The organism is Spiroplasma endosymbiont of Clivina fossor, assembly GCF_964031115.1.
Lineage (GTDB): Bacteria > Bacillota_I > Bacilli_A > Mycoplasmatales > Nriv7 > Nriv7.
On record NZ_OZ035006.1, the window covers coordinates 1,542,428 to 1,565,488 of the forward strand.

Genomic DNA, 23,061 nt, shown 5'->3' on the forward strand with positions numbered 1-23,061 from the left:
GCATATATAATATAAAAATAAATAAAAATTTAATACAATTATTGTGAAGAACTCGGGTTTTATTTAGGTAGTATTTGAATGAATAATGTCTTGGGTCTTTGTTTTTTAGAGCGGGGTTGCTATGACGGATATTAATAAGAGAATGGAATTGTTAGTTAATCATTTGAAGGAGTATGGCTTTGTTTTTCAGGGTTCGCAAATTTATGGTGGGTTAAGTAATAGTTGGGATTATGGTCCGTTGGGAGCACAGTTGAAAAATCGTTTGCAACATTTGTGATGGGAACGGTTTGTGACGAAGCATCCTTTGAATGTTGGACTGGATAGTGCCATTGTTATGAACAGTAGTATTTGGAAGGCTTCGGGGCATCTTGATAATTTTTACGATTTATTTGTGGATTGTAAAAGTTGTATTAAGCGGTTTCGGGTGGATCATTTGTTAAGCAATGTGACTGTTGATTTTCAAAAATTGCGTGCTGATGAATTGCAAGCCTTATTAAAAGAACATCAAGTTGTGTGCCCTAATTGTAAAAATAATAATTTTACATCGGTTCGTTCGTTTGATTTGATGTTTAAAACTCAACAAGGGGTTTTAGCAAATGATCAAGGTGTTGTTTATTTACGACCAGAAACAGCACAAGGAATTTTTGTAAATTTCAAAAATATTCAACGAAGTTTAAGGAAGAAATTGCCCTTTGGAGTTGGTCAAATTGGAAAAGCTTTTCGTAATGAAATTACTCCGGGACACTTTATTTTTCGGACAAGAGAATTTGAGCAAATGGAATTGGAATTTTTTTTTAATCCTAATGATCAAACTGAGTGGTTTGATTATTGATTAAATTATTGTCAACAATTTTTATTAGATGTTGGTATTAAATACGGTAATTTTAGTTTAAATGAACACGAAGATAGTGTTTTAGCTCATTATGCGAAGCGAACTGTGGATATTGAATATAATTTTCCTTTTGGTAAGCAAGAGTTATGGGGTATTAGTAATCGTTCTTCTTTTGATTTAAAAACGCATAGTGAACATAGTGGTGAAGATTTAAGTTATTTAGATTCAGAATTAAATGCGAAGATATTTGCGAATGTTATTGAACCGTCAGTCGGTGTTGGCAGATTAATGTTGGCCATTTTAAATGATGCTTATGATGTTGAGATTTTGCCAGATAATAGTAAACGCACGATATTGCGATTAAATCACAATTTGGCCCCTTATTATATTGCTATTTTACCTTTAAGTAAGCAATTAAATGAAGAAGCGTATAAATTATATGAAGAGTTAGCTAATGATTTTTTAGCAACTTATGATGAAACGCAAAATATTGGGAAAAGATATCGCCGTCAAGATGCTATTGGAACGCCTTATTGCATTACAGTTGATTTTAAAAGCTTAAGACGATGAAGAAGAAGTGTAACGATGCGTTTTCGCGATACGATGGTGCAAAAACGAGTAAAAGTAAGAAAATTAAGAAAATACCTTAAACATTTGCAAGAGCTAAATTAAAGTGTAAGGAGAAATAAAGCTAGTATGGTTAATCCTGAAAAAATTTCTCTCATTAGAATGAGAACTAATATTACTGAAATTATTGGTCAATATTTAAAATTGCAAAAAAAAGGTCGTAATTATTGAACAGTTTGTCCTTTTCACGAAGATAATGCACCTTCAATGAGTATTTCTCCTGAAAAACAAATTTATCGGTGTTTTTCTTGTCAAGCTTCTGGAAATGTCTTTACCTTTTTGCAAAAATATAAAAAAATTTCCTTTTTAGAAGCTTTAAAAGAAGCAGCCACACTTGTAAATATTGATTTACAAGAATTAGAGCAATGAACAAAAAATAAATATGATAATGAAACTTTGAAAATATTTGCGATTAATGCTTTAGCTTGTGAATACTTTATGTATCATTTAGATAGCAAAATTGGTGTTCAAGCAAAAAAATATTTAGAACAGCGAAATATTGATAATAAGTTAAGAGAACAATTTAGTATTGGATTGGCACCTAGCGAAGATGGACTAGTAGCATATTTACAACAAAAAGGTTATAAACCTAGTGAATTAGTTATTTCTGGTTTAGTTGTTTATCAAAATAATCATTTTAATGATTATTTTAGAAATCGGATTATGTTTCCGATTCGGGATATAGAACATAATATCATTGGTTTTTCGAGTCGTTCATATTTGGAAAATCAACAACCAAAGTATATGAATACCTTAGAAACTAATATTTTTAAAAAAAATCAATTATTGTATAACTTAAGTTTTGCAAAAAATAATTTGCATCAAGATAAGTATTTATTAATTTGTGAAGGATTTATGGATATTATTGCTTTAAGCAAAATTGGCATTAACAATGCCGTTGCCATTATGGGAACAAGTTTAAGTGCACAACATTGTTCAATATTAAAAAAAGTTACTAATGAAATTATTTTATTTTTGGATGGTGATGATGCTGGAATTATAGCTGCGTTTAAAATGATTAGTGAATTATGGTATCACAAATTTAATGTTAAAGTAGTAAACAATCCAACAACATTGGATCCCGATGATTTAATTAAAAAAGAAGGTGCAGTAGCAGTTCGTGCTTTAATTAAAAATAGTATTCATCCTTTAGATTTTGTTTTAAATTATTTTCAAAATAACTTAGATTTAAAGAAAATTGATAATGTGACTGAACTTTTAAAAAAAGTTACTCCATTTTTTCAGTTATTACATACTGCTGTTGAAGTAAATTTTTATTTAAATAAATTGGAAACAATAACTAATTTGAATAAAAAAATCCTTGAACAAACATTGTTTGCTAAGCAAACAATAGGAACTACTGATAAAATGAATCCTAAAAATGCTGGGACTAATAAGAATTTATATTTAAATCCAATTGAGAAATCGGAAAATATTATTATATTTTCGTTGCTTTATACAAAAGAAACATTAACTAATAGCGAATTAAATAATTTTTCCTTAATTGATCCCATTAAAAAATTTTTATTATCAGAAATTATTAGTTGATATGATAAAAATCCGCAAGCAGAGAAAGTAAATTATGAAGATTTTCTAAAATCATTACAACAAGAACAAGTAAAAAAGTCGTTAGAAATGATTTATAGCCTTTATAATAAACAAGAATTTGTTTATCGTCCTAAGTTAATTAATGATTGTCAAGAAACTATTTATAATTACTTAATTAAATTAGAAAAAGATAAATGAGCAAAAAAATGATTAGCAACTAATAATGTTAATGAAAAAATAGCAATTGGGCAAAAAATTATTAGTTTGTCAAAAAATATTAAAAGAGAAAAGAGTGGTCAATAGATGCGAAAAAGAATATTTAAAAAAATAAAAACTTTTGATGAGATTAAGTATGACTTATTAAAAAAGATTAAAAAAAATGATAATCATATTAGTCAAGAAGAGGTTTTAAAAGCATTTGAAATGTTAGATATTGAAGATGGACTCTTAGAATCTTTTATTAATGAACTACAAAATGATGGTGTTGTTTGAACCGATTTAGTTGATGATGATAAAGTTGATATTGATTTAGAACATTCTGATTTTGAAGATGATGATATTATTATTAACTTTAAAAATAATGGTCCAAGTATTTCTAATGAAACTAAAATTCATGACATTATTAAAGCCTATTTTAATCGTTTAGGTTCAAGTAAAATTTTAACAAAAGAAGAAGAAGTAAAATATGCAAGAATGTTGGATTCATCTGATCTTGAAATTAAGCAATATGGACGAAATAAGTTAATTATTTCTAACTTAAAGTTAGTTGTTTCAGTAGCTAGAAGGCATACTAATCGTGGTTTAGATTTTTCAGATTTAATTGAAGAAGGAAATATTGGTTTAATGAAAGCAGTTGATCGTTTTGATTATCGCCGCGGATTTAAATTTTCTACTTATGCAACTTGATGAATTCGTCAAGCAATTACAAGAGCGATTGCTGATCAAGCAAGAACGATTAGAATACCGGTTCATATGGTAGAAACTATTAATAAATTAACAAGAATTGAACGCCAATTAACTCAAGAATTAGGTCGGGAACCAACCCACACTGAAGTTGCCGAAAAAATTGGTTTGGGAATGACTGCTGAAAAAGTTCGTGAAATTAAACGATTGTCAATGGAACCAGTTTCTTTAGAAAAACCAATTGGCGAAGAAGATGATACACACTTTGCTGATTTTGTTGAAGACAAAGATATTTTTTCACCAGATGATTATGCTGAACGAGAATCATTACGAGAACAATTAGATAAGGTTTTTGAAGAAATCTTAAATAAACGTGAGGAAAAGGTTATTCGGATGCGTTTTGGCTTACTACCAACTAAAATTCGATCGCTAATTGATTTAGCAGAAGAAGGAAGCGAAAAAGATGAATTAATTAGTGAAATAATGAATTTAGATTTTAAGTTTGATACGCCAATTGAAAAAGTAATTAATTTAAATGATTATGTTATTGATAAACATTTAACTAAGTATGATTCACCAAAAACATTAGAAGAAGTTGGTAGTGAATTTGGTGTTACCAGAGAAAGAATTCGGCAAATTGAAGCTAAAGCTTGTCGTAAACTAAGAAGTCCTTCAAAGTCAAGAGTTTTGAAAGATTTTTATAAAGGTTAATAATGAAACTATCTCATCGTTTAGCAACAATTGCTAATTTAGTTAATCCTAATGATATTGTTGCTGATATTGCTTGTGACCACGGTTTAGTTGCTATTTATTTAGTAAAGAAAAAAGGAATGAATAATATTTTTGTTAGTGATATTAATCCTAAAGCATTAGCACAAGCTCAGAAAAATATTATTCAAAATCAATTACAAAATAATATTTTTCCAATTTTAGGAGATGGCATTAAATGAATTAATGCTAGTGATAACATTAATTGTGTTATTATTGCGGGATTAGGTGCCAAAACAATTATTAATATTTTAACTAATGATTATCAATCAATTAATCGTTATATAATTCAAACAAATAATGAAATGTCTAAAATTCGTAAATGAGTCCAAGACCACAATTATTTTATTGAAGACGAATTATTAATTAAAGATAATAATTTTATTTATGAGATTATTGTTATTAATAAAACGCACGGTTCTTTAATTGTTAATGATGAGCAAATTATGTTTGGACTAAATTTAGAAAATAAATATGAGTTATTATTTAAGAAAATGTGAACCGACAAACTTTTTCATTATGAAAATAATATCAATAAATTAACCCCAAATCAAATTAATGCCATAATGAATTTACAAGTTTTATTAATTAGAAATAAATTGCAAAAGCAAAAGGAGAAATAAAGATGATTAATGTTAATGATTTACGCAATGGTATGACTTTTAAACATAGTGGTAATCTATTTTTAATCTTAGATATAGGTCGTGCTCAAGCTGGAAGAGGTCAAGCAAATGTTAAAGCTAAAGTTAAAAATTTGCGAAGCAATGCAATTATTAATTTAACTTTTACTAGTGGTGATAAAGTTGAACGGGCGCATCTTGATAAACGCGTGATGCAATATTTATATAGTGATGGCAATAACTTGATTTTTATGGATAATGAAAGTTATGAACAAGTTGAAATTAATAAAACAAAAATGGCATGAGAATTAAAGTTTTTAACTTCTAATTTACCAGTTCAAGTATTACAATATGATAATGAAATTTTAACTATTTCGTTACCAGATAAAGTAACTTTAAAAATTATTGAAGCTGAACAAGCCGTTAAAGGTGATAGTAGTTCTTCGCCAAGTAAAAGAGCAGTTGTTGAAACTGGATTAGCATTACAAGTACCATTATTTATTAATGCAGATGATTATATTGTTGTTTCCACAGTTGATGGTAAATATCAACACCGAGCTTAAAATAACCTAAAAGGTTATTTTTTTTATGTCATAATTATTACAAACATATAAAGGAGTTAAATAAAGTGAAAATTGGATTTTTAGGTGCTGGTAATATGGGGAAAGCAATTATTGATGGGTTATTAAATACTAATGCTTTTACTAATGAAAATATTAAAGTTGTTATTAATAGCGATAAAAGTTTTCAATATTGAAATAATCGTCATATTAGTGTAAGTAAAAAATGAGAATTTTTAAGGGATTGTGAAATAATTATCTTAGCATTAACTCCACAAGATATTTTAAAATTAAAATTTTAATTTTGTCAAAAACTCTTGATATTTATTGAATATACTTAATTTTAGGTATATTTTTAATATGATAGAGGTGGATAATAATTATGGAAAAAATAATTCAAGAACTAGTAAATACTTTAACAGATGATCAATTTTTAGAATTTTATGAAAAAGTCAAACAACAAGCAGAATTAATAAAAAAACAAAAACGTTTAAATGAAATTGATCAAAAATTTAGAGCGCAAGGTATTAAATGCCCTAAATGTGAATCTTACCATTGCGTTAAAAATGGACATAATTCAGAAGGAAAACAAAAATATTTATGTAAAAATTGCCGTGCAAGTTTTGACGCTTTTCGTAATCATTTTATTTATTGAAGTCATTTAAATTATGAACAATGAAATTTATTGATTCAAATTTCATTGCTGGGGCAATCTAGTAAAACAATTTCTCGTTTTATTAAAACTACATTAAAAACTGCTTGATATAATCGTCAAAAATTAGACTTGGTACATAACCTTTAATTTTATCTACTATTTTGATAATATTATTTCCTAGGTGAAATACAAATGTTAGATAAATACAAAGACGAAAACGAATTTTATAGTTTAATAGGCATAAAATATAAAAATTTCATGAAAATGGTAGAAATTTTAAAAGAAGGTGAAGCTAAACAAAAACAAATTGGTGGTAGACCAAATAAATTATCAATAGAGCAAAGATTACTTATGACTTTAGAATACTGAAAAGAATATAGTACATATCGTATTATTGCAAAAAAATATAATATTAGTCATGTTAGTTGTATTCGTAATATCTTTTGAGTTGAAAATACTCTAATAAAAAATAGTCACTTTCATATACCTGGCAAAAAGATATTATTAGAAAATAAGGGTACTACTAATAATTTATTAGCAATTGATGCTACAGAAATTCCAATTGAAAGAATTAAAAAAAACTAAAATTATTATTTTCTGGTAAGAAAAGGCAACATTCATTAAAATCGCAAATAATTATTGATTTATTTAACAATAAAATTATTTCAGTAGATTTTTGTTATGGCAGTACTCATGATTATAAGTTATTTTTAAAATCAAATACACTTATAAATCCAAAATTAGAATTAATTGCCGATTCAGGATATCAAGGTTTGCAAAATGTTCATAAAAATACATTATTGCCAATTAAAAAGAGTAAAAATAATCCTTTAAATCCAGATAAAAAGGAATATAATAGCTTTTTAAGTAAAGTTAGAATTGTCATTGAACATGTTTTTGCTAGATTAAAAAGATTTAAAATACTAGTTTATCGTTATCGCAATAAGATTAGAAGATTTGGATTACGATTTAACTTAATTTCAGGAATATATAATTTTGAATTAAGCTAGTTATAGTTATGTACCAAGTCTATTAATGAAATCAAAACAATTAGAAAATACCCAATTAAAATTTAAAAAATTATCTGGTAAAATCCAAATCGATGAAACATTTATTAAAGAAATCCATAAAGGAAATTTCAAATATAAAACTGATCCACGAAGAATTCACCTTGACCCATTCGCAACTAATACTAAATGCTGTATTCAAATGGCAATTGATAATAATAACAATATTTATGTTAAATCCACAAACACCAAACGTTTACAAAAACAATGAGTTATTGAAAATATGAACAAAGAATTAATTAACGAAAATTCAATTATTACTTCCGATATGCAAAAATTATATTTTTTAGTAGCAAAACAACAAGGACGCATAAAGTTTTGTTAGGTATTGCTTTGAAGAAGTAAAACAATCAGCTAATTATATTATTTAATTACTAAACTAACCCTGCCTTTCTTGTTATTGTCAGGGACTGTACAATTTAACTGTGTCTCTAAGTAATTAGACTTCTTGCAAAATTAATTTAAAATATAATTGAATTGTTGTTTTTAATAAAAAGGTGGAATTTAAATGAAATTTAAAAAAAATAATCAAATAAGTGATAAAAATTTTTTAAGATTAACTGGTATTAAACATACTACTTTTAATAAAATGCTAGAAATTTTAAAAATAGAAGAATTAAAAAAGAGATTTCGTCGCGGAAGAACCAATAAATTATCATTAGAAAATCGTATTTTAATGACTTTAGAATATTGAAGAGAATATAGAACTTATTTTCATATTGCAAAAAGTTATGATATTAGTGAAAGTAGTTGTTATAGAAATATCAAATGAATTGAAGACACTTTAATAAAACACCCTAATTTTCAACAACTTACTGGTCAAAAATCACTATTAAAAGATTATTTCAAAGATAAGACTGTTATAATTGATGTAACTGAAAGCCAAATCCAACGCCCAAAAAAAGACAAAAACAGCACTACTCAGGAAAAAAGAAAAAACACACAATAAAAACACAAGTTATAATTGAAAAAGATAGTAAAAAAATTATTAGTTCTGATTTTTCTTATGGTAAAAACCATGACTTTAAAATTTTAAAAGATTCAAAAATTAAATTTTTACCAGAAACAACTGTTTTAGTGGATTTAGGTTATCAAGGCATACAAAAAATTAATCATAATGTTTTAATTCCTAAAAGAAAATCAAAAAAACCCTTTAAATAAAGAAGAAAAGCAAAATAATGAGCGAATTTCAAAAATGAGAATTGTTATTGAAAATGTTTTTGCTATACTTAAAAAATTTAAAATTATTAGTGAAAAATATCGAAATCGTAGAAAAAGATTTGCTTTAAGATTTAATTTAATAGCTTCAATTTATAATTTACAACTATTAGTTTAAATATATTTGATAATTTAAAATTTCAGTCTTTTTTTATTGTAAATAATAATTTTTATTATGTTTTAATGACAAAATATTTGTAAAAATAATCTAAAAATTATTTTAATAACACTTTTATATTTATTTTAAATTTAAAAATTATAATTATCATATTAATTTTGCAAGAAGTCTATTAACTTAAATTCACTCTGTCCTCAAATTTTATCATTAAATGTGAAATTGCACTACCCCAATTTTGAATTGGCATCGTTCATTTCTTAACCATATTTTGAAATGCTAAATAAAATATTTTAAAAACTGATGCGTCATTAGGAAAAATCTTTTTATTCTTAATGACTTTTCTTAGTTGACTATTAACAGATTCAATCGCATTAGTTGTGTAAATAATCCTTCTAAATTCTTGAGGATATTCAAGAAAAATTATTAAATTATTTCAGTTATTTTTTCATGATTTAGTAATTTGTGAATACTTTTTATTTCATTTTTCTGAAAAATGATCTAAAGCAACTAGCGCTATTTCTTCATTAATTGCTGTATAAATTGATTTTAAATCATTAGCTACAAGTTTGCGATCTTTGTAAGGGACAAATTTTAAACTATTACGAATTTGATGAACGATGCATAATTGGTGCTGTGTTTTTGGGAACACAGCTTCTATTGCATCAGACATTCCAGTTAAATTATCGCTACAAGCAACAAGAATATCTTGTAAGCCACGATTTTTCATTTCCGTAAGCATTAATATTAAGTCAAAATTTGGCTCCCTCATTCTCGCTAATTCACATTCCTAAAATATCTTTTAAACCATCTAAATTAATTCCTAAGGCAAGATAAACTGCTTTATTTATTATTCGTTTATCTTGCTTTACTTTAACAACAATACAATCAAAATAAACAATCGGATAAATCTTCTCTAAAGGTTTAGTTTGTCACATTTTAACTTCTTCAATAACATCATCAGTTATTTGACTAATTAAACTTTCTGAAATTTCTGCTCCGTGATAGAATTCTTGCAATTGTGCTTTGATATCAGAAATTGTCATTCCTCTTGCATATAAAGAAATTACTTTTTGATCAAAGTTATCAAATCTTCTTTGTCTTTTCGGAATAATTACTGGTTCAAAAGTACTATTTCGATCTCTTGGTACATCAATTGCGATTGAACCATTTTTAGTAATAATGGTTTTTTGTGTGTTGCCATTTCTTTTATTATGATTCTCATCAGTTTCAAGATAATCTTTAATTTCCGTATTTAACATTCGTTCAGTTAATTTTTTGGTAAATTCCTGAAAAATAGTATTGCCTTTAAATAAATCTTGTGGATTATCAATATTTTCTAAAAAATAATCAACAACTTTATCAATTGCATCAGGTTCTTTTTTTATTTTTTTTGTCATTTTCTGTTCTCCTTCGTTTAAGTATAATTCAGAATGAATTATCGAGACACAGAATTTTGAACAGGCCCAATTAAAAAAATCCTGAAGCTAGTTATCGTAACTTAAATAAAATCAGTAAATTACAATCTAGTCTTAAAGAAGCCTTAATTCATTATCATGGTTTAGGTTTTACTAATATTCAAAATTATTTAAATCTCTGAAAATGAAAATACCAACATAAGGGTTTAACTCCAAACCAACAAACAGCGGTATTATATTTTAATGTATAAAAAAGTTAAAGTAAAAATAGTAATTTTACATAAAAGCCTTTTAAAATTATCAAGTTGATGATTTTTTTTATTTTATCAAGAGTTTTCGACAAAATTAAAAAATTTTTTTTTAATTTTGTCGAAAACTCTTGATATTTATTGAATATACTTAATTTTAGGTATATTTTTAATATGATAGAGGTGGATAATAATTATGGAAAAAATAATTCAAGAACTAGTAAATACTTTAACAGATGATCAATTTTTAGAATTTTATGAAAAAGTCAAACAACAAGCAGAATTAATAAAAAAACAAAAACGTTTAAATGAAATTGATCAAAAATTTAGAGCGCAAGGTATTAAACGCCCTAAATGTGAATCTTACCATTGCGTTAAAAATGGACATAATTCAGAAGGAAAACAAAAATATTTATGTAAAAATTGCCGTGCAAGTTTTGACCCTTTTCGTAATCATTTTATTTATTGAAGTCATTTAAATTATGAACAATGAAATTTATTGATTCAAATTTCATTGCTGGGGCAATCTAGTAAAACAATTTCTCGTTTTATTAAAACTACATTAAAAACTGCTTGATATAATCGTCAAAAATTAATGAAATCAAAACAATTAGAAAATACCCAATTAAAATTTAAAAAATTATCTGGTAAAATCCAAATCGATGAAACATTTATTAAAGAAATCCATAAAGGAAATTTCAAATATAAAACTGATCCACGAAGAATTCACCTTGACCCATTCGCAACTAATACTAAATGCTGTATTCAAATGGCAATTGATAATAATAACAATATTTATGTTAAATCCACAAACACCAAACGTTTACAAAAACAATGAGTTATTGAAAATATGAACAAAGAATTAATTAACGAAAATTCAATTATTACTTCTGATATGCAAAAATTATATTTTTTAGTAGCAAAACAAATAAATTCTACTTTATGTGTAACTAAAACAACAATTAATCCTGAAGCTAGTTATCGTAACTTAAATAAAATCAGTAAATTACAATCTAGTCTTAAAGAAGCCTTAATTCATTATCATGGTTTAGGTTTTACTAATATTCAAAATTATTTAAATCTCTGAAAATGAAAATACCAACATAAGGGTTTAACTCCCAACCAACAAACAGCGGTATTATATTTTAATATATAAAAAAGTTAAAGTAAAAATAGTAATTTTACATAAAAGCCTTTTAAAATTATCAAGTTGATGATTTTTTTTTATTTTATCAAGAGTTTTCGACAAAATTAAAAAATTTTTTTAATTTTAATAATACAAAATATGGTATTATGAAATCAATTAAGAGAAGCATAGTCTAATAACTGTGTGTGATTTACTACACTTATTGACATTTAAGAAAGTAATTTATATAATACTTAAAGACAATTAAATCACAGCTTTTAAACATAATTAAGTTGCGCAAATAGATTGCTTAATCTTTTACTTTAAGTAGCCTTTGCTGCAATGGCGAATAGTAATCTATCTTAATTAGAGTTTAATTTAAACTCACTGATTTTATAATGTCAAATATATTGATAAGGGAGTTTTTATTATGTCAAGATATACAGGAGCTATTTTTAGAATTGCAAGAAGAGTTGGATTTTCAATTTTAGAAACTGGAAAAGAATTTGCTAAAGGAAAAAAACGCACAACTGCTCCAGGCCAACACGGAGCAAGAAGAAGAAAATTATCTAATTATGGTTTACAACAACAAGAAAAACAAAAAGTAAGATATATGTATGGTTTAAATGAAAAACAATTTCGAAATACATTTTTAAAAGCCAAAAAAATGAGTGGTGTTACGGGAACTAACTTTTTAATTTTATTAGAATCTCGTTTAGATAACATTGTTTATCGTTTAGGTTTAGCAAGAACAAGAAGTGCAGCTCGCCAATTAGTTAATCACAGTCATATATTAGTAAATGATAAGAAAGTTAATATCCCTTCTTATCGTGTATCACCTAATGATAAGATTACAATTAAAGAAAATTATAAGAACAATCCAAAACTGTTAGAAGCAATTGAATTAAATGCTGGAACATTGGAATTTGTTAGTTTTGATCGCAAAAATATTGTTGGAACTTACATTCGTTATCCTGAAAGAAATGAATTAAATTCGGAAATTAATGAATCTTTAATTGTTGAATGATATAATCGTATTATTTAATAATAAATTAAGTATAATTAAAGATAAGTAAAAAAAAGACGGGCCTGTCCAAAATTCTGTGTCTCGATAATTCATTCTGAATTATACTTAAACGAAGGAGAACAGAAAATGACAAAAAAAAAAAAATAAAAAAGAACCTGATGCAATTGATAAAGTTGTTGATTATTTTTTAGAAAATATTGATAATTCACAAGATTTATTTAAAGGCAATACTATTTTTCAGGAATTTACCAAAAAATTAACTGCACGAATGTTAAATACGGAAATTAAAGATCGTCTTGAAACTGATGAGAATCATAATAAAAGAAATGGCAACACACAAAAAACCATTATTACTAAAAATGGTTCAATCGCAATTGATGTACCAAGAGATCGAAATAGTACTTTTGAACCAGTAATTATTCCGAAAAGACAAAGAAGATTTGATAACTTTGATCAAAAAGTAATTTCTTTATATGCAAGAGGAATGACAATTTCTGATATCAAAGCACAATTGCAAGAATTCTATCACGGAGCAGAAATTTCAGAAAGTTTAATTAGTCAAATAACTGATGATGTTATTGAAGAAGTTAAAATGTGACAAACTAAACCTTTAGAGAAGATTTATCCGATTGTTTATTTTGATTGTATTGTTGTTAAAGTAAAGCAAGATAAACGAATAATAAATAAAGCAGTTTATCTTGCCTTAGGAATTAATTTAGATGGTTTAAAAGATATTTTAGGAATGTGAATTAGCGAGAATGAGGGCGCCAAATTTTGACTTAATATTAATGCTTACGGAAATGAAAAATCGTGGCTTACAAAATATTCTTGTTGCTTGTAGCGATAATTTAACTGGAATGTCTGATGCAATAGAAGCTGTGTTCCCAAAAACACAGCACCAATTATGCATCGTTCATCAAATTCGTAATAGTTTAAAATTTGTCCCTTACAAAGATCGCAAACTTGTAGCTAATGATTTAAAATCAATTTATACAGCAATTAATGAAGAAATAGCGCTAGTTGCTTTAAATCATTTTTCAGAAAAATGAAATAAAAAGTATCTTTTAATTTTGTCGAAAACTCTTGATAAAATAAAAAAAATCATCAACTTGATAATTTTAAAAGGCTTTTATGTAAAATTACTATTTTTACTTTAACTTTTTTATACATTAAAATATAATACCGCTGTTTGTTGGTTTGGAGTTAAACCCTTATGTTGGTATTTTCATTTTCAGAGATTTAAATAATTTTGAATATTAGTAAAACCTAAACCATGATAATGAATTAAGGCTTCTTTAAGACTAGATTGTAATTTACTGATTTTATTTAAGTTACGATAACTAGCTTCAGGATTAATTGTTGTTTTAGTTACACATAAAGTAGAATTTGTTTGTTTTGCTACTAAAAAATATAATTTTTGCATATCAGAAGTAATAATTGAATTTTCGTTAATTAATTCTTTGTTCATATTTTCAATAACTCATTGTTTTTGTAAACGTTTGGTGTTTGTGGATTTAACATAAATATTGTTATTATTATCAATTGCCATTTGAATACAGCATTTAGTATTAGTTGCGAATGGGTCAAGGTGAATTCTTCGTGGATCAGTTTTATATTTGAAATTTCCTTTATGGATTTCTTTAATAAATGTTTCATCGATTTGGATTTTACCAGATAATTTTTTAAATTTTAATTGGGTATTTTCTAATTGTTTTGATTTCATTAATTTTTGACGATTATATCAAGCAGTTTTTAATGTAGTTTTAATAAAACGAGAAATTGTTTTACTAGATTGCCCCAGCAATGAAATTTGAATCAATAAATTTCATTGTTCATAATTTAAATGACTTCAATAAATAAAATGATTACGAAAAGCGTCAAAACTTGCACGGCAATTTTTACATAAATATTTTTGTTTTCCTTCTGAATTATGTCCATTTTTAATGCAATGGTAAGATTCACATTTAGGGCATTTAATACCTTGCGCTCTAAATTTTTGATCAATTTCATTTAAACCTTTTTGTTTTTTTATTAATTCTGCTTGTTGTTTGACTTTTTCATAAAATTCTAAAAATTGATCATCTGTTAAAGTATTTACTAGTTCTTGAATTATTTTTTCCATAATTATTATCCACCTCTATCATATTAAAATATACCTAAAATTAAGTATATTCAATAAATATCAAGAGTTTTCGACAAAATTAAAAACAAATTTTAAACATGCAGAATATTTTAACAAAGATAATACAGATAATAAAGAACTTTATGGGATGCCTGCTAACGAAATTGCTAAATTAAAAGAAGAAAAATTTGTCGGTCAGAAACCTGAAATCGTTATTACTAACCTTTTCGAAGATTGAAAATTTGAAAATCCTAAATTAATAAATCATTCGTCAGTACAAATATTTAAGCAAATCGTGATAATGCTTTCTGAATATATTTTTTCTGAATTATCAATCAACATGGGAATGAACGACGATTACAAATTATTGTTACCTTACTATTTTAAATTGGCATCTCAACCAATTTTAGAAGATGGTTTATATAAATTTAAGGATGTTGAAGTTGTCTTAAAATCTCAATATTTTATTTTTGAAAATAACATAACTAAATTAGTTAATAATGATATCTCGCAAAATCAGTTATTCAAATTAAATGATAATCAATATAACTGACTACCATTAATTAATAGTTTGGAACCAAACGACATCCCAAGTTTACTTCCAAAGGATATAAAACTTGCTGATGGAAATTATGGTAAGAATATGACGAGACTTTTTATAAACAAATCAAATTTAAATAATGCTATGGTTTTATATGGTAAAGATTTCGAAGATCTATTAAGCAATTTAGAATGATACGAATTAATTAGTAATGTAGATAATACTAATATGTGTAAATTTTTCTTAAAATCGCAGTTGGAAAAATTTAAACATTTGGAGGTATCAACACTTTTTGGGCATGGGGCAACTATAATTTTGAAATTGAAACTAATTTTGGAAATGTTCAAATTAATAATATTAATCTTTTTAATGAAACAATAGATTCCTATGTTAGTTTAGAATTTTAAAAAGGAGGTTACTTAAGTAACCTCCTTTTTAGTTTTTAACTTGCTTTTACAAAAATTATATATAACAATAACCAATGTTGTAATTGGTACTGATGTTAGTACAATTATTGCAATTCCTCCGGGTATTCATTTTATTAAATTATCTTTGATTTTAATATCACTTATATTAGATATTGAAATTCCTAATAATATTGATGTTTTTAATAAAATTAAAATTGTTACCACAATACCAAATATAATTCATTTTTTTTGTTTTGACATTTAATAATTCCTCCAAAAATAAATTTAATTAATTGTAACTAAAAGAGACCTTTTTATGGAACTCTCTTGTTTTGTTTTTGAAATTTAATGTCGGCTTGGTCGGGTTGCTTCCACAAACGAAGCGTCAATATACTAGCATTTTATTAAGCTTACAAAAAATCTCGGCACCGCTTTTCAACCTGTTAGGGGTCCCGCGTTTAGCAGGACCTTGGGGACCCCCACCCCCCCCTAACTTTATTGAAAGAACTTCCGTAATTTTTTTAATTTTAATTAAAACAACTAGATTATACACGCAGATTTTGTGAAAGTCAATCCTCCCAGAGGGTCGCGTTTAGTTTTCTTATGTAAGGTAACACAGACATTTTAGACCAGTAAGAATGTTCCTCTTAACAATAATTTTTTAAAGGAGATAGGTATTTTAATTAATAAAATTAAACTAACTTTATTAATTTATTAACTTGTTCGAACAAAAACTAAATTCTATTTAAAAAGTTGTGTTGTAAATATGAGAACACTTTTTAGGTGTGCCAAAAAATGCTTTTTGGTAATTTCGAGCATTTCTCGCACCTAGTTAGCTAACATAACTTAGTTAAACATAAGAGAAATAACATAGATTTCTTAGATAGTTAACTATGTTAGCTAACTAGGAAATTGCATATAAGGAAGGATATATATTATCTTTTTACAAAAACTAAAAAATTATTGATATGAGGAGTTAATAAATAATGACTAACTTAAAAAATTTATTTTTGAATAAAAAATATATTGTTGCTGAAACAACAAATGCGATTTTACTATCAATTCCCAATAGTGGTGGTGGTTCTTGAGTTCCTAGAAAACTAGTACACCCATCAATTAAATATGCAAATCAGATGGTGGTCGGTATTTTTCCAGAAAATGATTATGAAGTTATTAAGTATGATGCCAACGGTGCACAGAAAATTACAACCATTAAGGGGCAAGAAATTATTAATTTGTATGAAGAAGTTAAAATTAAAAATCGACAAAAATTTTTAGAAAATATTAAAAAATCTGAAGCTGATAAAGATATTAATTTTAATTATATTATTCCCGAATGATTAAAAGAAACTGATTTAAATTAGTTATTAAATCTTGAACAAGTACGAAATGGCTAAAAAATATTGTTATGTTATATATTCTTGCGAAACCAATGAGTTAGTCGGTGTTTATGATAGTGTTGCCGAAATTGTAGAACGCTATTATGGACTTTCGCGTAATAATCCTAATTTTAAAAGAAAAGTACACTCATTAGAAACTGTAATTTATTACAAGAAAAAAGCCATTCGTCCGCGGAAATGAATTATTTATAAAGAAATAATTGAGGAAGATTAATTAATGGAAAACAAACATTTTTATTGACTTAAAGAGCGTTACGCCAAAAATATTCTTATAAAGAATTAATTACAGCGTTAAAAGCAGTTAATTATCAATTAAAAGAAAAATCATTGCAATGTGAGTTTAAAAGAATAGAAAATTATTGTAAGCGAAAAACTAAAAAAAATTATGATTATCAAAATTGCTGTGTGCCCCAAGAAAAATGTACTCATTTTCTTTGCTGACAACACATAAGGAGAAAAATATAATATGTCTAAATCTTTATTGAGGCGTGATTCACCGCTTCCGATTACTCAACGAAAAAATGTAGTTGTCATAAGGTAAGTATTTATTTTATGAATTATATAATTGGAATCGACCCCGCAGGAATTGGTTCTACTGGTATTGTTCTTTGGAATTTTGAAAATTCATGCATTGAATTTAACGAAACAATAATTTCTGAAAGCGTTGAACAAGCAATTTTTAAAATTAAAAAATTATTTGATAATTTTAAAAGAATAGAAAATTTTAAGCCATTGTTTATTATTGAAAATTTTTTCTTAACTAAAGGTAGAACGATTACCAATCCTTTAGCAACCTCAGAACTTATTGGAGCAATAAGCAGTCTTTTAAGGTTTAAATATCATTGGCACTTTCTTAGACAAGAGCCTTCTAAAAAGAAAGGATTTTTTTACAAAGGAAACTTAAAACTTACCAAACACGAGCACGATGCGTGAAAGCATATTCAATACTTTTTGGGTAATGAGGTAAAACAAAATGTTAAAAGCACTAAAAACTAAAAAAGAAAATGAAGTAATTGACTATGTTAATTTTGTAAATTTGACAGTTATTTTAAAAGATATTCCCAAAATCACAGAATTTAAGCAAAAAATAGCTATTAGTAGTGTTGTTGTTAAAGTTGTTAATGTTCAAGTTAGTTGAGCGGGTCTTAACTACACAACGCTCTCTATTTATGAAGAAAAGTTGCAAAAAGGATTCTTAAAATTAAAAGAATACGATATTATTTTAATTGAGGGAAAATTACACAATCGTTATTATCCAAATAAGACCACCCATAAAACATTTTTTAGCATTGAGGTTGAAAAATTTAAAAAAATTGGAAAAAAAAGAAAAAATAAATAGCTAAAAACTCAATAATTAGAAAAACTCATTAGATAATTAGAATATCAAATGAGTTTTTTATTTGAAAAAGGAGTACACACCAAATGAAAATTAGAGATAAAAAAATCGTCTTTATTGGTGAAGACGGACAACCCGAAAAAAATGCTGATGGAACTTTTAAGGTGAAAAATTTATATCGTGGCTTCACTGAGCAAAATGACTATACTGCTAATTTTCAGGAAAAAGCAAAAAATCTGTTACAAAGAGAAACGGATGCACTAAAAAAATTTGCCGACAAAGAAAAAGAATATTTAACTTTTAAAAAAGAACAAGAAATTAATAAATTAATTCAAGATGCTAATATTGATAATCAATTTATTAATTTTGTGAAAAACTCAATTAATTTTGAAAATGATATTGAAGTAATTAAAAATGATATTAATAATTTTGTGGCCACGATGCCAAAAATTAAACACACATTAGACACAGGAGGCGTTCCAAATAAGGCTGATGATAAAAATACTAACCCTTCTTCTAACTCAGAAGAAATAATTTTTTCATCAGATGCTTTAACCCCTCAAGAGTTAATGTTTAAAAGAAAGGAAGATAAATAATAATGGCGTTTTTTATTAATGTTGACCAATTAAGAACATTGGTTTCAAGCAAATGAAGACCCGAATTTCCACGAACAGGAAGTTTAATTCACCAACTTTTTGCAAATGAAATAGCTTTTACCGAATTTGAATATGGTGAGAAAGTAGTTATTCCACTTGCGACGGACGGAACTATTAATAGAACATGAGACCCAAATACTGGTTCCAAATCTAACTATGCAACGAGAAAAAAAATAGAAGCTACCTTGGACAAAGTAATTGATATTCAAGAACGCATAGGGCGTTTAGAAAGTAAAGCAGTAGGTCCCAAATTCATTGAAAGTAAGATTATTCGTCTTCGCCAACAAATGGCTGAAATTTATGACAAATACGATGCTGAACAATTAGTGGCTGGCGGTACAGCAATTGCAACCGCAAAACTGATTACTAAAAACACAATTCTTGAAGAAATGGCAAAAATGCGAATTGCTGTTGTCAATTCTGAAAATGAGTGGACAAGTGGTTTCTTGCTCGCGACGGCTGATGTAGTGACCGAAGCTACTTATGCGAAATTGGTAACCGCTTCTCCTGATGGTGTGCTAGGTATGGTTAACGGAGTTGTCGGTGTTGTTAATGGTTGTATAACTATTGAAGTGCCTAAATCTCGCTTGCCCGAGAATGTTAATATGATATGAGTTAATACTTTGGCATATGCGACATTTACAGGTATTGATTTGCCTATGGATGTAGGTATGTATACAGACGAAAAATATATGGGACAAGTTTATATTGCTGAACGAGAATTTTTTACTGGTAAAGTTGCTGTAGCCAAAATGGTTCATTATCACAAAACAACACCAGACCCAGGTGGAGACTAAGGTGAAAAAGATGATTAAAAAGGAAATTAGGCTATAGCTAGGTAGCCTTTTTTAGATTATGCCCATTGGAACTAATATAACTGCTTTGCAGTTGAGAGTTATTAAAACTACGCGGTTGCCTCAAAAACAAGAAAATGATTTTTTACTGGAATTATTAAAATTTGTTGGTGTGCAAGTCATTGGTATTTTATTAGCAAAATTTACTGCGAGTCTGTCGCTAAAATTTTCTCTAAGTGCTGGATTATCAAATTTAACATCCCAATTAATTGCTTCAAGTGTGCGTGTTGTAACTGATTTTACAATTAATCAAGTCTATGATATTTATAAAGAACAAAGTAATACAATAAGCACTTTACTTAATTTAACGCCAGCTATTGGTGAAATTAGTAAGATATCAAGAACTTATAAAACAACAAAGTTTTTTAATCTAGCGAAAGAAAATAAAATTATTAATCACTTAGGAATAACAACGGCTAATAATTTAGAGCAGGTTATGTACCAAGTCTATAATAAAAAAATTATTCTTGACAAATATAAAACTTGATTTGATTATACTAAAAAACCAACTAAAGAAACTATGCTAAATCATTTAGGATTTTTGGCACGAAAACAATTTGTTAAGAATTATAAAAGTGCAAATGTAACAACATTAGGTCAACTTTTGGAAATGGAAACATTACTAAGAAAAATTAATCCTAATCTTGTAACTAAAACAAAGATATTTAAAGAAAAATGAGGTAATCAATTTTTAAATCGTTACGGAACAAACATTAATGAAATTTCAAAAATGCCAACAGAAAATTGATTTAATTTAATTACCCAAATGCAAAAATCAGGAATTCGTCAAGGTACATTATTATCACTAAATACTTTACGAGCAGAAAATGTTTTTCGTTCTCAATTTCTTAAAAGATTTAATAAAATTATGGAAAAAACAAAAAAATTGAAAAAATTATCGCCAACATATCAAATTCAAAAAGGTTTAAATAAAGTGTTTGAGCCTGTAAGAGAAACGATTAAAGAGATAGAATTAAAGACTACAACCAAAATTCAAGAATATACAAATTTTAAGAACATTATTTCAAGAGTGCAAAAGAAAATAATTACCGATGGTACTTTATTGCCATTAATATCTGATGTCTTTTTTGCAGTCAAAGTTAAACCAACAGGAATACTAACAGATATTGCGATTACAATTTACTACCAAAATCCTGAATATCAACCAATAGGGCCAATAATTACTACCCCCTTAAAATTACAACAATTAATAACTGCTTCTAGTCCTTTTAAATTTTATATGTATGAAAGTGGTTGATCAATTGGTTGGGGTAAAACTAAAGGTAACATATTATCTTTAATGCCATTTTTACCAGCAAATGTTCAAGAATTTTACATCAATAGCATAAAGTTATATCGAGTTTTAACTCCGCTTTTAAAAATAACTTATGACCGTTATAAAGAAGGAAATTTATTTAAAGTTAAAGAAAATTTTAATCAAGTTTTTAATAAAGACAACTATGTTAATTGAGCCGTTGATAGTGTTTTGGGTAAGGGAATTGTTGGACGAAATGTTAAAAACCGCTTTGTTAGGCCACTTGTTAAAAACAAAAATATTAATTTGAAAATTAATGCTAAAAATATGATCCAAAAACAAATAACTAAAAAAATTACTACTATCAATAAAAAACTAAATCGGAAGTGATAAAAAATGCTCTTAAAAGAACTTTGACCAAATATAACCATTAATGGTTATCATACTATCAAACCACTTACTGGAACTTTAGATGCTATACCATCTAAATATAAAGATTTAAATTTTGCTAATTTTGATGATTGATTTAAAACTTTCGCTTTAAGAGCTCAAAATGATTGCAACATGTATCTTGACTTTATTTTTAACAAGTGAGAATTTACTACTTTTCCTGATGAAATTAAAGAAACCGTTATGGACATGATTTATATTTTGATTGAGCATTGAGTGTTTAACAGAGTTCCAGTTGAATTTTTTGTTGATGCAACAAAAAATTTGAATACTTCTAGTACAAGTTATATTGCCTCTACTCTAGCAAATAATACTCAAGATATGATTCCACAAAGAGTTAAAGCATTAGCTAATTTTACAGAATTAAAAAATTTTTTAATTCCTTATAATGATGAAAATACAGTTGATGCTAATATGATTGATTTAGGTTTGTATTACAGTAAATTTGTTGTTGATAAGTTATTAGAAAAAGAAAAAAATGAACGATTAAAAAAACAATTAAAATTTTTTCAAAGTCGCTGTCAGGATTACACATGCCCCCAAAATCCTAATCTTAGAGGGCCTGTAACTAATTTAGTTATTGAGGAATATGCAAGTTCTGATTATGAACATGAAACAGAAACTTTAACGGTATCTTTCCCTAAACAAATTGGGACTTTACCACCAAATGCTTTACAACCTAATCCTCAAGAGGGCGATTATACGCACGCTACAACAGCTGATTTTTCTGCCAAATTACAAAAGCAACTAAATTTGATTTTTCAAAATTTTCAAAATATCCAAAAATCGTTAATTGGAGCGATTGCTTGATTTTCTCAATTAAAAAAATTGGAAGAGGGTTGACTGCCACTTTCAGAAAAGGCATACACCGTCATTCTTGCCGACGGCAGTCAATTGGTGACGCCTAGCCTTCGCGAGGGCGATTTTGTGCGACACAAAAAAGACAATCCTTTAAACGCAGAAAATGACAATGTCGGTCACCACATTCATCCGATTTATGTGGCTCCGAAATTAGACAAACCCAATTCTTCTTTTGTTTTCAAATGAAAAAAAAATTATTTTTTTACAACAACAGGGTGAAATGTGGGCACAATGCCCCACATGCCGGAAGATTCTGACATTGTTATGCAGTCCTCACTTATTTTGGATGCTTGACCAAAAGAGGTCCCGGAAGAAATTTATTTATTTTTTTCAGCCGAAACAGAAAAAAATGAAACTGATATTTTAGAAACCCGCCCACAAAATACTAGTTTAATAGCTCACATTTATGTGGGCCTAGGGGCTAAAATTAAATAAGAGAGGAGAAAG

General features: G+C 26.9%; 24 protein-coding genes and 3 pseudogenes. 24 read left to right on the plus strand and 3 right to left on the minus strand.

Annotation, left to right across the window (positions count from 1 at the left end; translation table 4 throughout):
• Positions 1-130 precede the first annotated feature (130 nt).
• From AAHM82_RS09315 to AAHM82_RS14400, 12 genes and pseudogenes are all read left to right on the plus strand, one after another.
• Positions 131-1,504: a glycine--tRNA ligase gene (locus tag AAHM82_RS09315; RefSeq protein ID WP_425289026.1), complete on the plus strand. Its 1,374-nt coding sequence runs from the start codon at positions 131-133 to the stop codon at positions 1,502-1,504.
• A gap of 24 nt (positions 1,505-1,528) precedes the next feature.
• Positions 1,529-3,310, plus strand: a complete 1,782-nt coding sequence (gene dnaG / locus AAHM82_RS09320) for a DNA primase (RefSeq protein ID WP_342263748.1) — start codon at positions 1,529-1,531, stop codon at positions 3,308-3,310.
• On the plus strand, positions 3,311-4,621 hold the full coding sequence (locus tag AAHM82_RS09325) for a sigma-70 family RNA polymerase sigma factor (protein ID WP_425288975.1): 1,311 nt from the start codon (positions 3,311-3,313) through the stop codon (positions 4,619-4,621).
• A gap of 2 nt (positions 4,622-4,623) precedes the next feature.
• The gene (locus AAHM82_RS09330) at positions 4,624-5,301 is read left to right on the plus strand and encodes a class I SAM-dependent methyltransferase (protein WP_342263749.1); all 678 of its coding nucleotides are present in this window, start codon (positions 4,624-4,626) and stop codon (positions 5,299-5,301) included.
• Positions 5,302-5,303: 2 nt separating this feature from the next.
• Positions 5,304-5,861 (plus strand): elongation factor P, encoded by a 558-nt coding sequence (gene efp / locus AAHM82_RS09335; protein WP_342263750.1) that lies wholly within the window; start codon positions 5,304-5,306, stop codon positions 5,859-5,861.
• 65 nt (positions 5,862-5,926) lie between these two features.
• Positions 5,927-6,160 (plus strand): pyrroline-5-carboxylate reductase family protein, encoded by a 234-nt coding sequence (locus AAHM82_RS09340; RefSeq protein WP_342263751.1) that lies wholly within the window; start codon positions 5,927-5,929, stop codon positions 6,158-6,160.
• Positions 6,161-6,240: 80 nt separating this feature from the next.
• On the plus strand, positions 6,241-6,660 hold the full coding sequence (locus tag AAHM82_RS09345) for an IS1/IS1595 family N-terminal zinc-binding domain-containing protein (RefSeq protein ID WP_342263752.1): 420 nt from the start codon (positions 6,241-6,243) through the stop codon (positions 6,658-6,660).
• A 45-nt stretch (positions 6,661-6,705) separates the two neighbouring features.
• Entirely contained in the window at positions 6,706-7,098 is a 393-nt protein-coding gene (locus AAHM82_RS09350; RefSeq protein WP_342263753.1) for a transposase family protein, read from the plus strand.
• A 5-nt stretch (positions 7,099-7,103) separates the two neighbouring features.
• The gene (locus tag AAHM82_RS09355; RefSeq protein ID WP_342264846.1) at positions 7,104-7,523 is read left to right on the plus strand and encodes a transposase family protein; all 420 of its coding nucleotides are present in this window, start codon (positions 7,104-7,106) and stop codon (positions 7,521-7,523) included.
• Between the two features lie 25 nt (positions 7,524-7,548).
• The gene (locus AAHM82_RS09360) at positions 7,549-7,905 is read left to right on the plus strand and encodes a hypothetical protein (protein WP_342263754.1); all 357 of its coding nucleotides are present in this window, start codon (positions 7,549-7,551) and stop codon (positions 7,903-7,905) included.
• 183 nt (positions 7,906-8,088) lie between these two features.
• Complete coding sequence (locus tag AAHM82_RS14395) at positions 8,089-8,529, plus strand: transposase family protein (protein WP_342263396.1); 441 nt, start codon at positions 8,089-8,091, stop codon at positions 8,527-8,529.
• Positions 8,526-8,916: pseudogene (locus tag AAHM82_RS14400) on the plus strand (transposase family protein). Before AAHM82_RS14395 ends, AAHM82_RS14400 begins: the two are co-directional and overlap by 4 nt.
• A gap of 172 nt (positions 8,917-9,088) precedes the next feature.
• Here AAHM82_RS14400 and AAHM82_RS09370 read toward each other — a convergent pair.
• A pseudogene (locus AAHM82_RS09370) lies at positions 9,089-10,313 on the minus strand (IS256 family transposase).
• Positions 10,314-10,775: 462 nt separating this feature from the next.
• Between AAHM82_RS09370 and AAHM82_RS09375 the strand changes: the two are divergent.
• The 3 genes and pseudogenes from AAHM82_RS09375 to AAHM82_RS09385 all read left to right on the plus strand — a co-directional run.
• Positions 10,776-11,735 carry an IS1/IS1595 family N-terminal zinc-binding domain-containing protein gene (locus AAHM82_RS09375; RefSeq protein ID WP_342263755.1) on the plus strand — a complete coding sequence of 320 codons (960 nt, stop codon included), beginning with the start codon at positions 10,776-10,778 and terminating at the stop codon, positions 11,733-11,735.
• A gap of 400 nt (positions 11,736-12,135) precedes the next feature.
• Entirely contained in the window at positions 12,136-12,750 is a 615-nt protein-coding gene (rpsD, locus tag AAHM82_RS09380; RefSeq protein ID WP_342263756.1) for a 30S ribosomal protein S4, read from the plus strand.
• Between the two features lie 169 nt (positions 12,751-12,919).
• Positions 12,920-13,793: pseudogene (locus AAHM82_RS09385) on the plus strand (IS256 family transposase); the annotation flags it as partial.
• Between the two features lie 101 nt (positions 13,794-13,894).
• On the opposite strand, the gene AAHM82_RS09395 reads toward AAHM82_RS09385, so the two are convergent.
• Positions 13,895-14,854: an IS1/IS1595 family N-terminal zinc-binding domain-containing protein gene (locus AAHM82_RS09395; RefSeq protein WP_342263758.1), complete on the minus strand. Its 960-nt coding sequence runs from the start codon at positions 14,852-14,854 to the stop codon at positions 13,895-13,897.
• Between the two features lie 148 nt (positions 14,855-15,002).
• Between AAHM82_RS09395 and AAHM82_RS09400 the strand changes: the two genes are divergently transcribed.
• Complete coding sequence (locus AAHM82_RS09400) at positions 15,003-15,776, plus strand: hypothetical protein (protein ID WP_342263759.1); 774 nt, start codon at positions 15,003-15,005, stop codon at positions 15,774-15,776.
• A 38-nt stretch (positions 15,777-15,814) separates the two neighbouring features.
• Here AAHM82_RS09400 and AAHM82_RS09405 read toward each other — a convergent pair whose 3' ends face one another.
• Entirely contained in the window at positions 15,815-16,063 is a 249-nt protein-coding gene (locus AAHM82_RS09405) for a hypothetical protein (protein WP_342263760.1), read from the minus strand.
• A gap of 725 nt (positions 16,064-16,788) precedes the next feature.
• Between AAHM82_RS09405 and AAHM82_RS09410 the strand changes: the two genes are divergently transcribed.
• From AAHM82_RS09410 to AAHM82_RS09445, 8 genes are all read left to right on the plus strand, one after another.
• A complete protein-coding gene (locus tag AAHM82_RS09410; RefSeq protein WP_342263761.1) occupies positions 16,789-17,166 on the plus strand; it encodes a hypothetical protein in 378 nt (125 codons plus the stop codon).
• Between the two features lie 25 nt (positions 17,167-17,191).
• Positions 17,192-17,416: a hypothetical protein gene (locus AAHM82_RS09415; RefSeq protein WP_342223644.1), complete on the plus strand. Its 225-nt coding sequence runs from the start codon at positions 17,192-17,194 to the stop codon at positions 17,414-17,416.
• A gap of 338 nt (positions 17,417-17,754) precedes the next feature.
• Positions 17,755-18,198: a hypothetical protein gene (locus AAHM82_RS09420; protein WP_342263483.1), complete on the plus strand. Its 444-nt coding sequence runs from the start codon at positions 17,755-17,757 to the stop codon at positions 18,196-18,198.
• Positions 18,176-18,541 carry a hypothetical protein gene (locus AAHM82_RS09425; RefSeq protein WP_342263762.1) on the plus strand — a complete coding sequence of 122 codons (366 nt, stop codon included), beginning with the start codon at positions 18,176-18,178 and terminating at the stop codon, positions 18,539-18,541. Before AAHM82_RS09420 ends, AAHM82_RS09425 begins: the two co-directional genes overlap by 23 nt.
• A gap of 83 nt (positions 18,542-18,624) precedes the next feature.
• Entirely contained in the window at positions 18,625-19,134 is a 510-nt protein-coding gene (locus AAHM82_RS09430) for a hypothetical protein (RefSeq protein WP_342263485.1), read from the plus strand.
• Between the two features lie 245 nt (positions 19,135-19,379).
• The gene (locus AAHM82_RS09435; protein WP_342263763.1) at positions 19,380-19,991 is read left to right on the plus strand and encodes a hypothetical protein; all 612 of its coding nucleotides are present in this window, start codon (positions 19,380-19,382) and stop codon (positions 19,989-19,991) included.
• Between the two features lie 58 nt (positions 19,992-20,049).
• Positions 20,050-21,696 carry a hypothetical protein gene (locus AAHM82_RS09440; protein ID WP_342263764.1) on the plus strand — a complete coding sequence of 549 codons (1,647 nt, stop codon included), beginning with the start codon at positions 20,050-20,052 and terminating at the stop codon, positions 21,694-21,696.
• A 3-nt stretch (positions 21,697-21,699) separates the two neighbouring features.
• Positions 21,700-23,049 carry a hypothetical protein gene (locus AAHM82_RS09445; RefSeq protein WP_342263765.1) on the plus strand — a complete coding sequence of 450 codons (1,350 nt, stop codon included), beginning with the start codon at positions 21,700-21,702 and terminating at the stop codon, positions 23,047-23,049.
• Positions 23,050-23,061 lie beyond the last annotated feature (12 nt).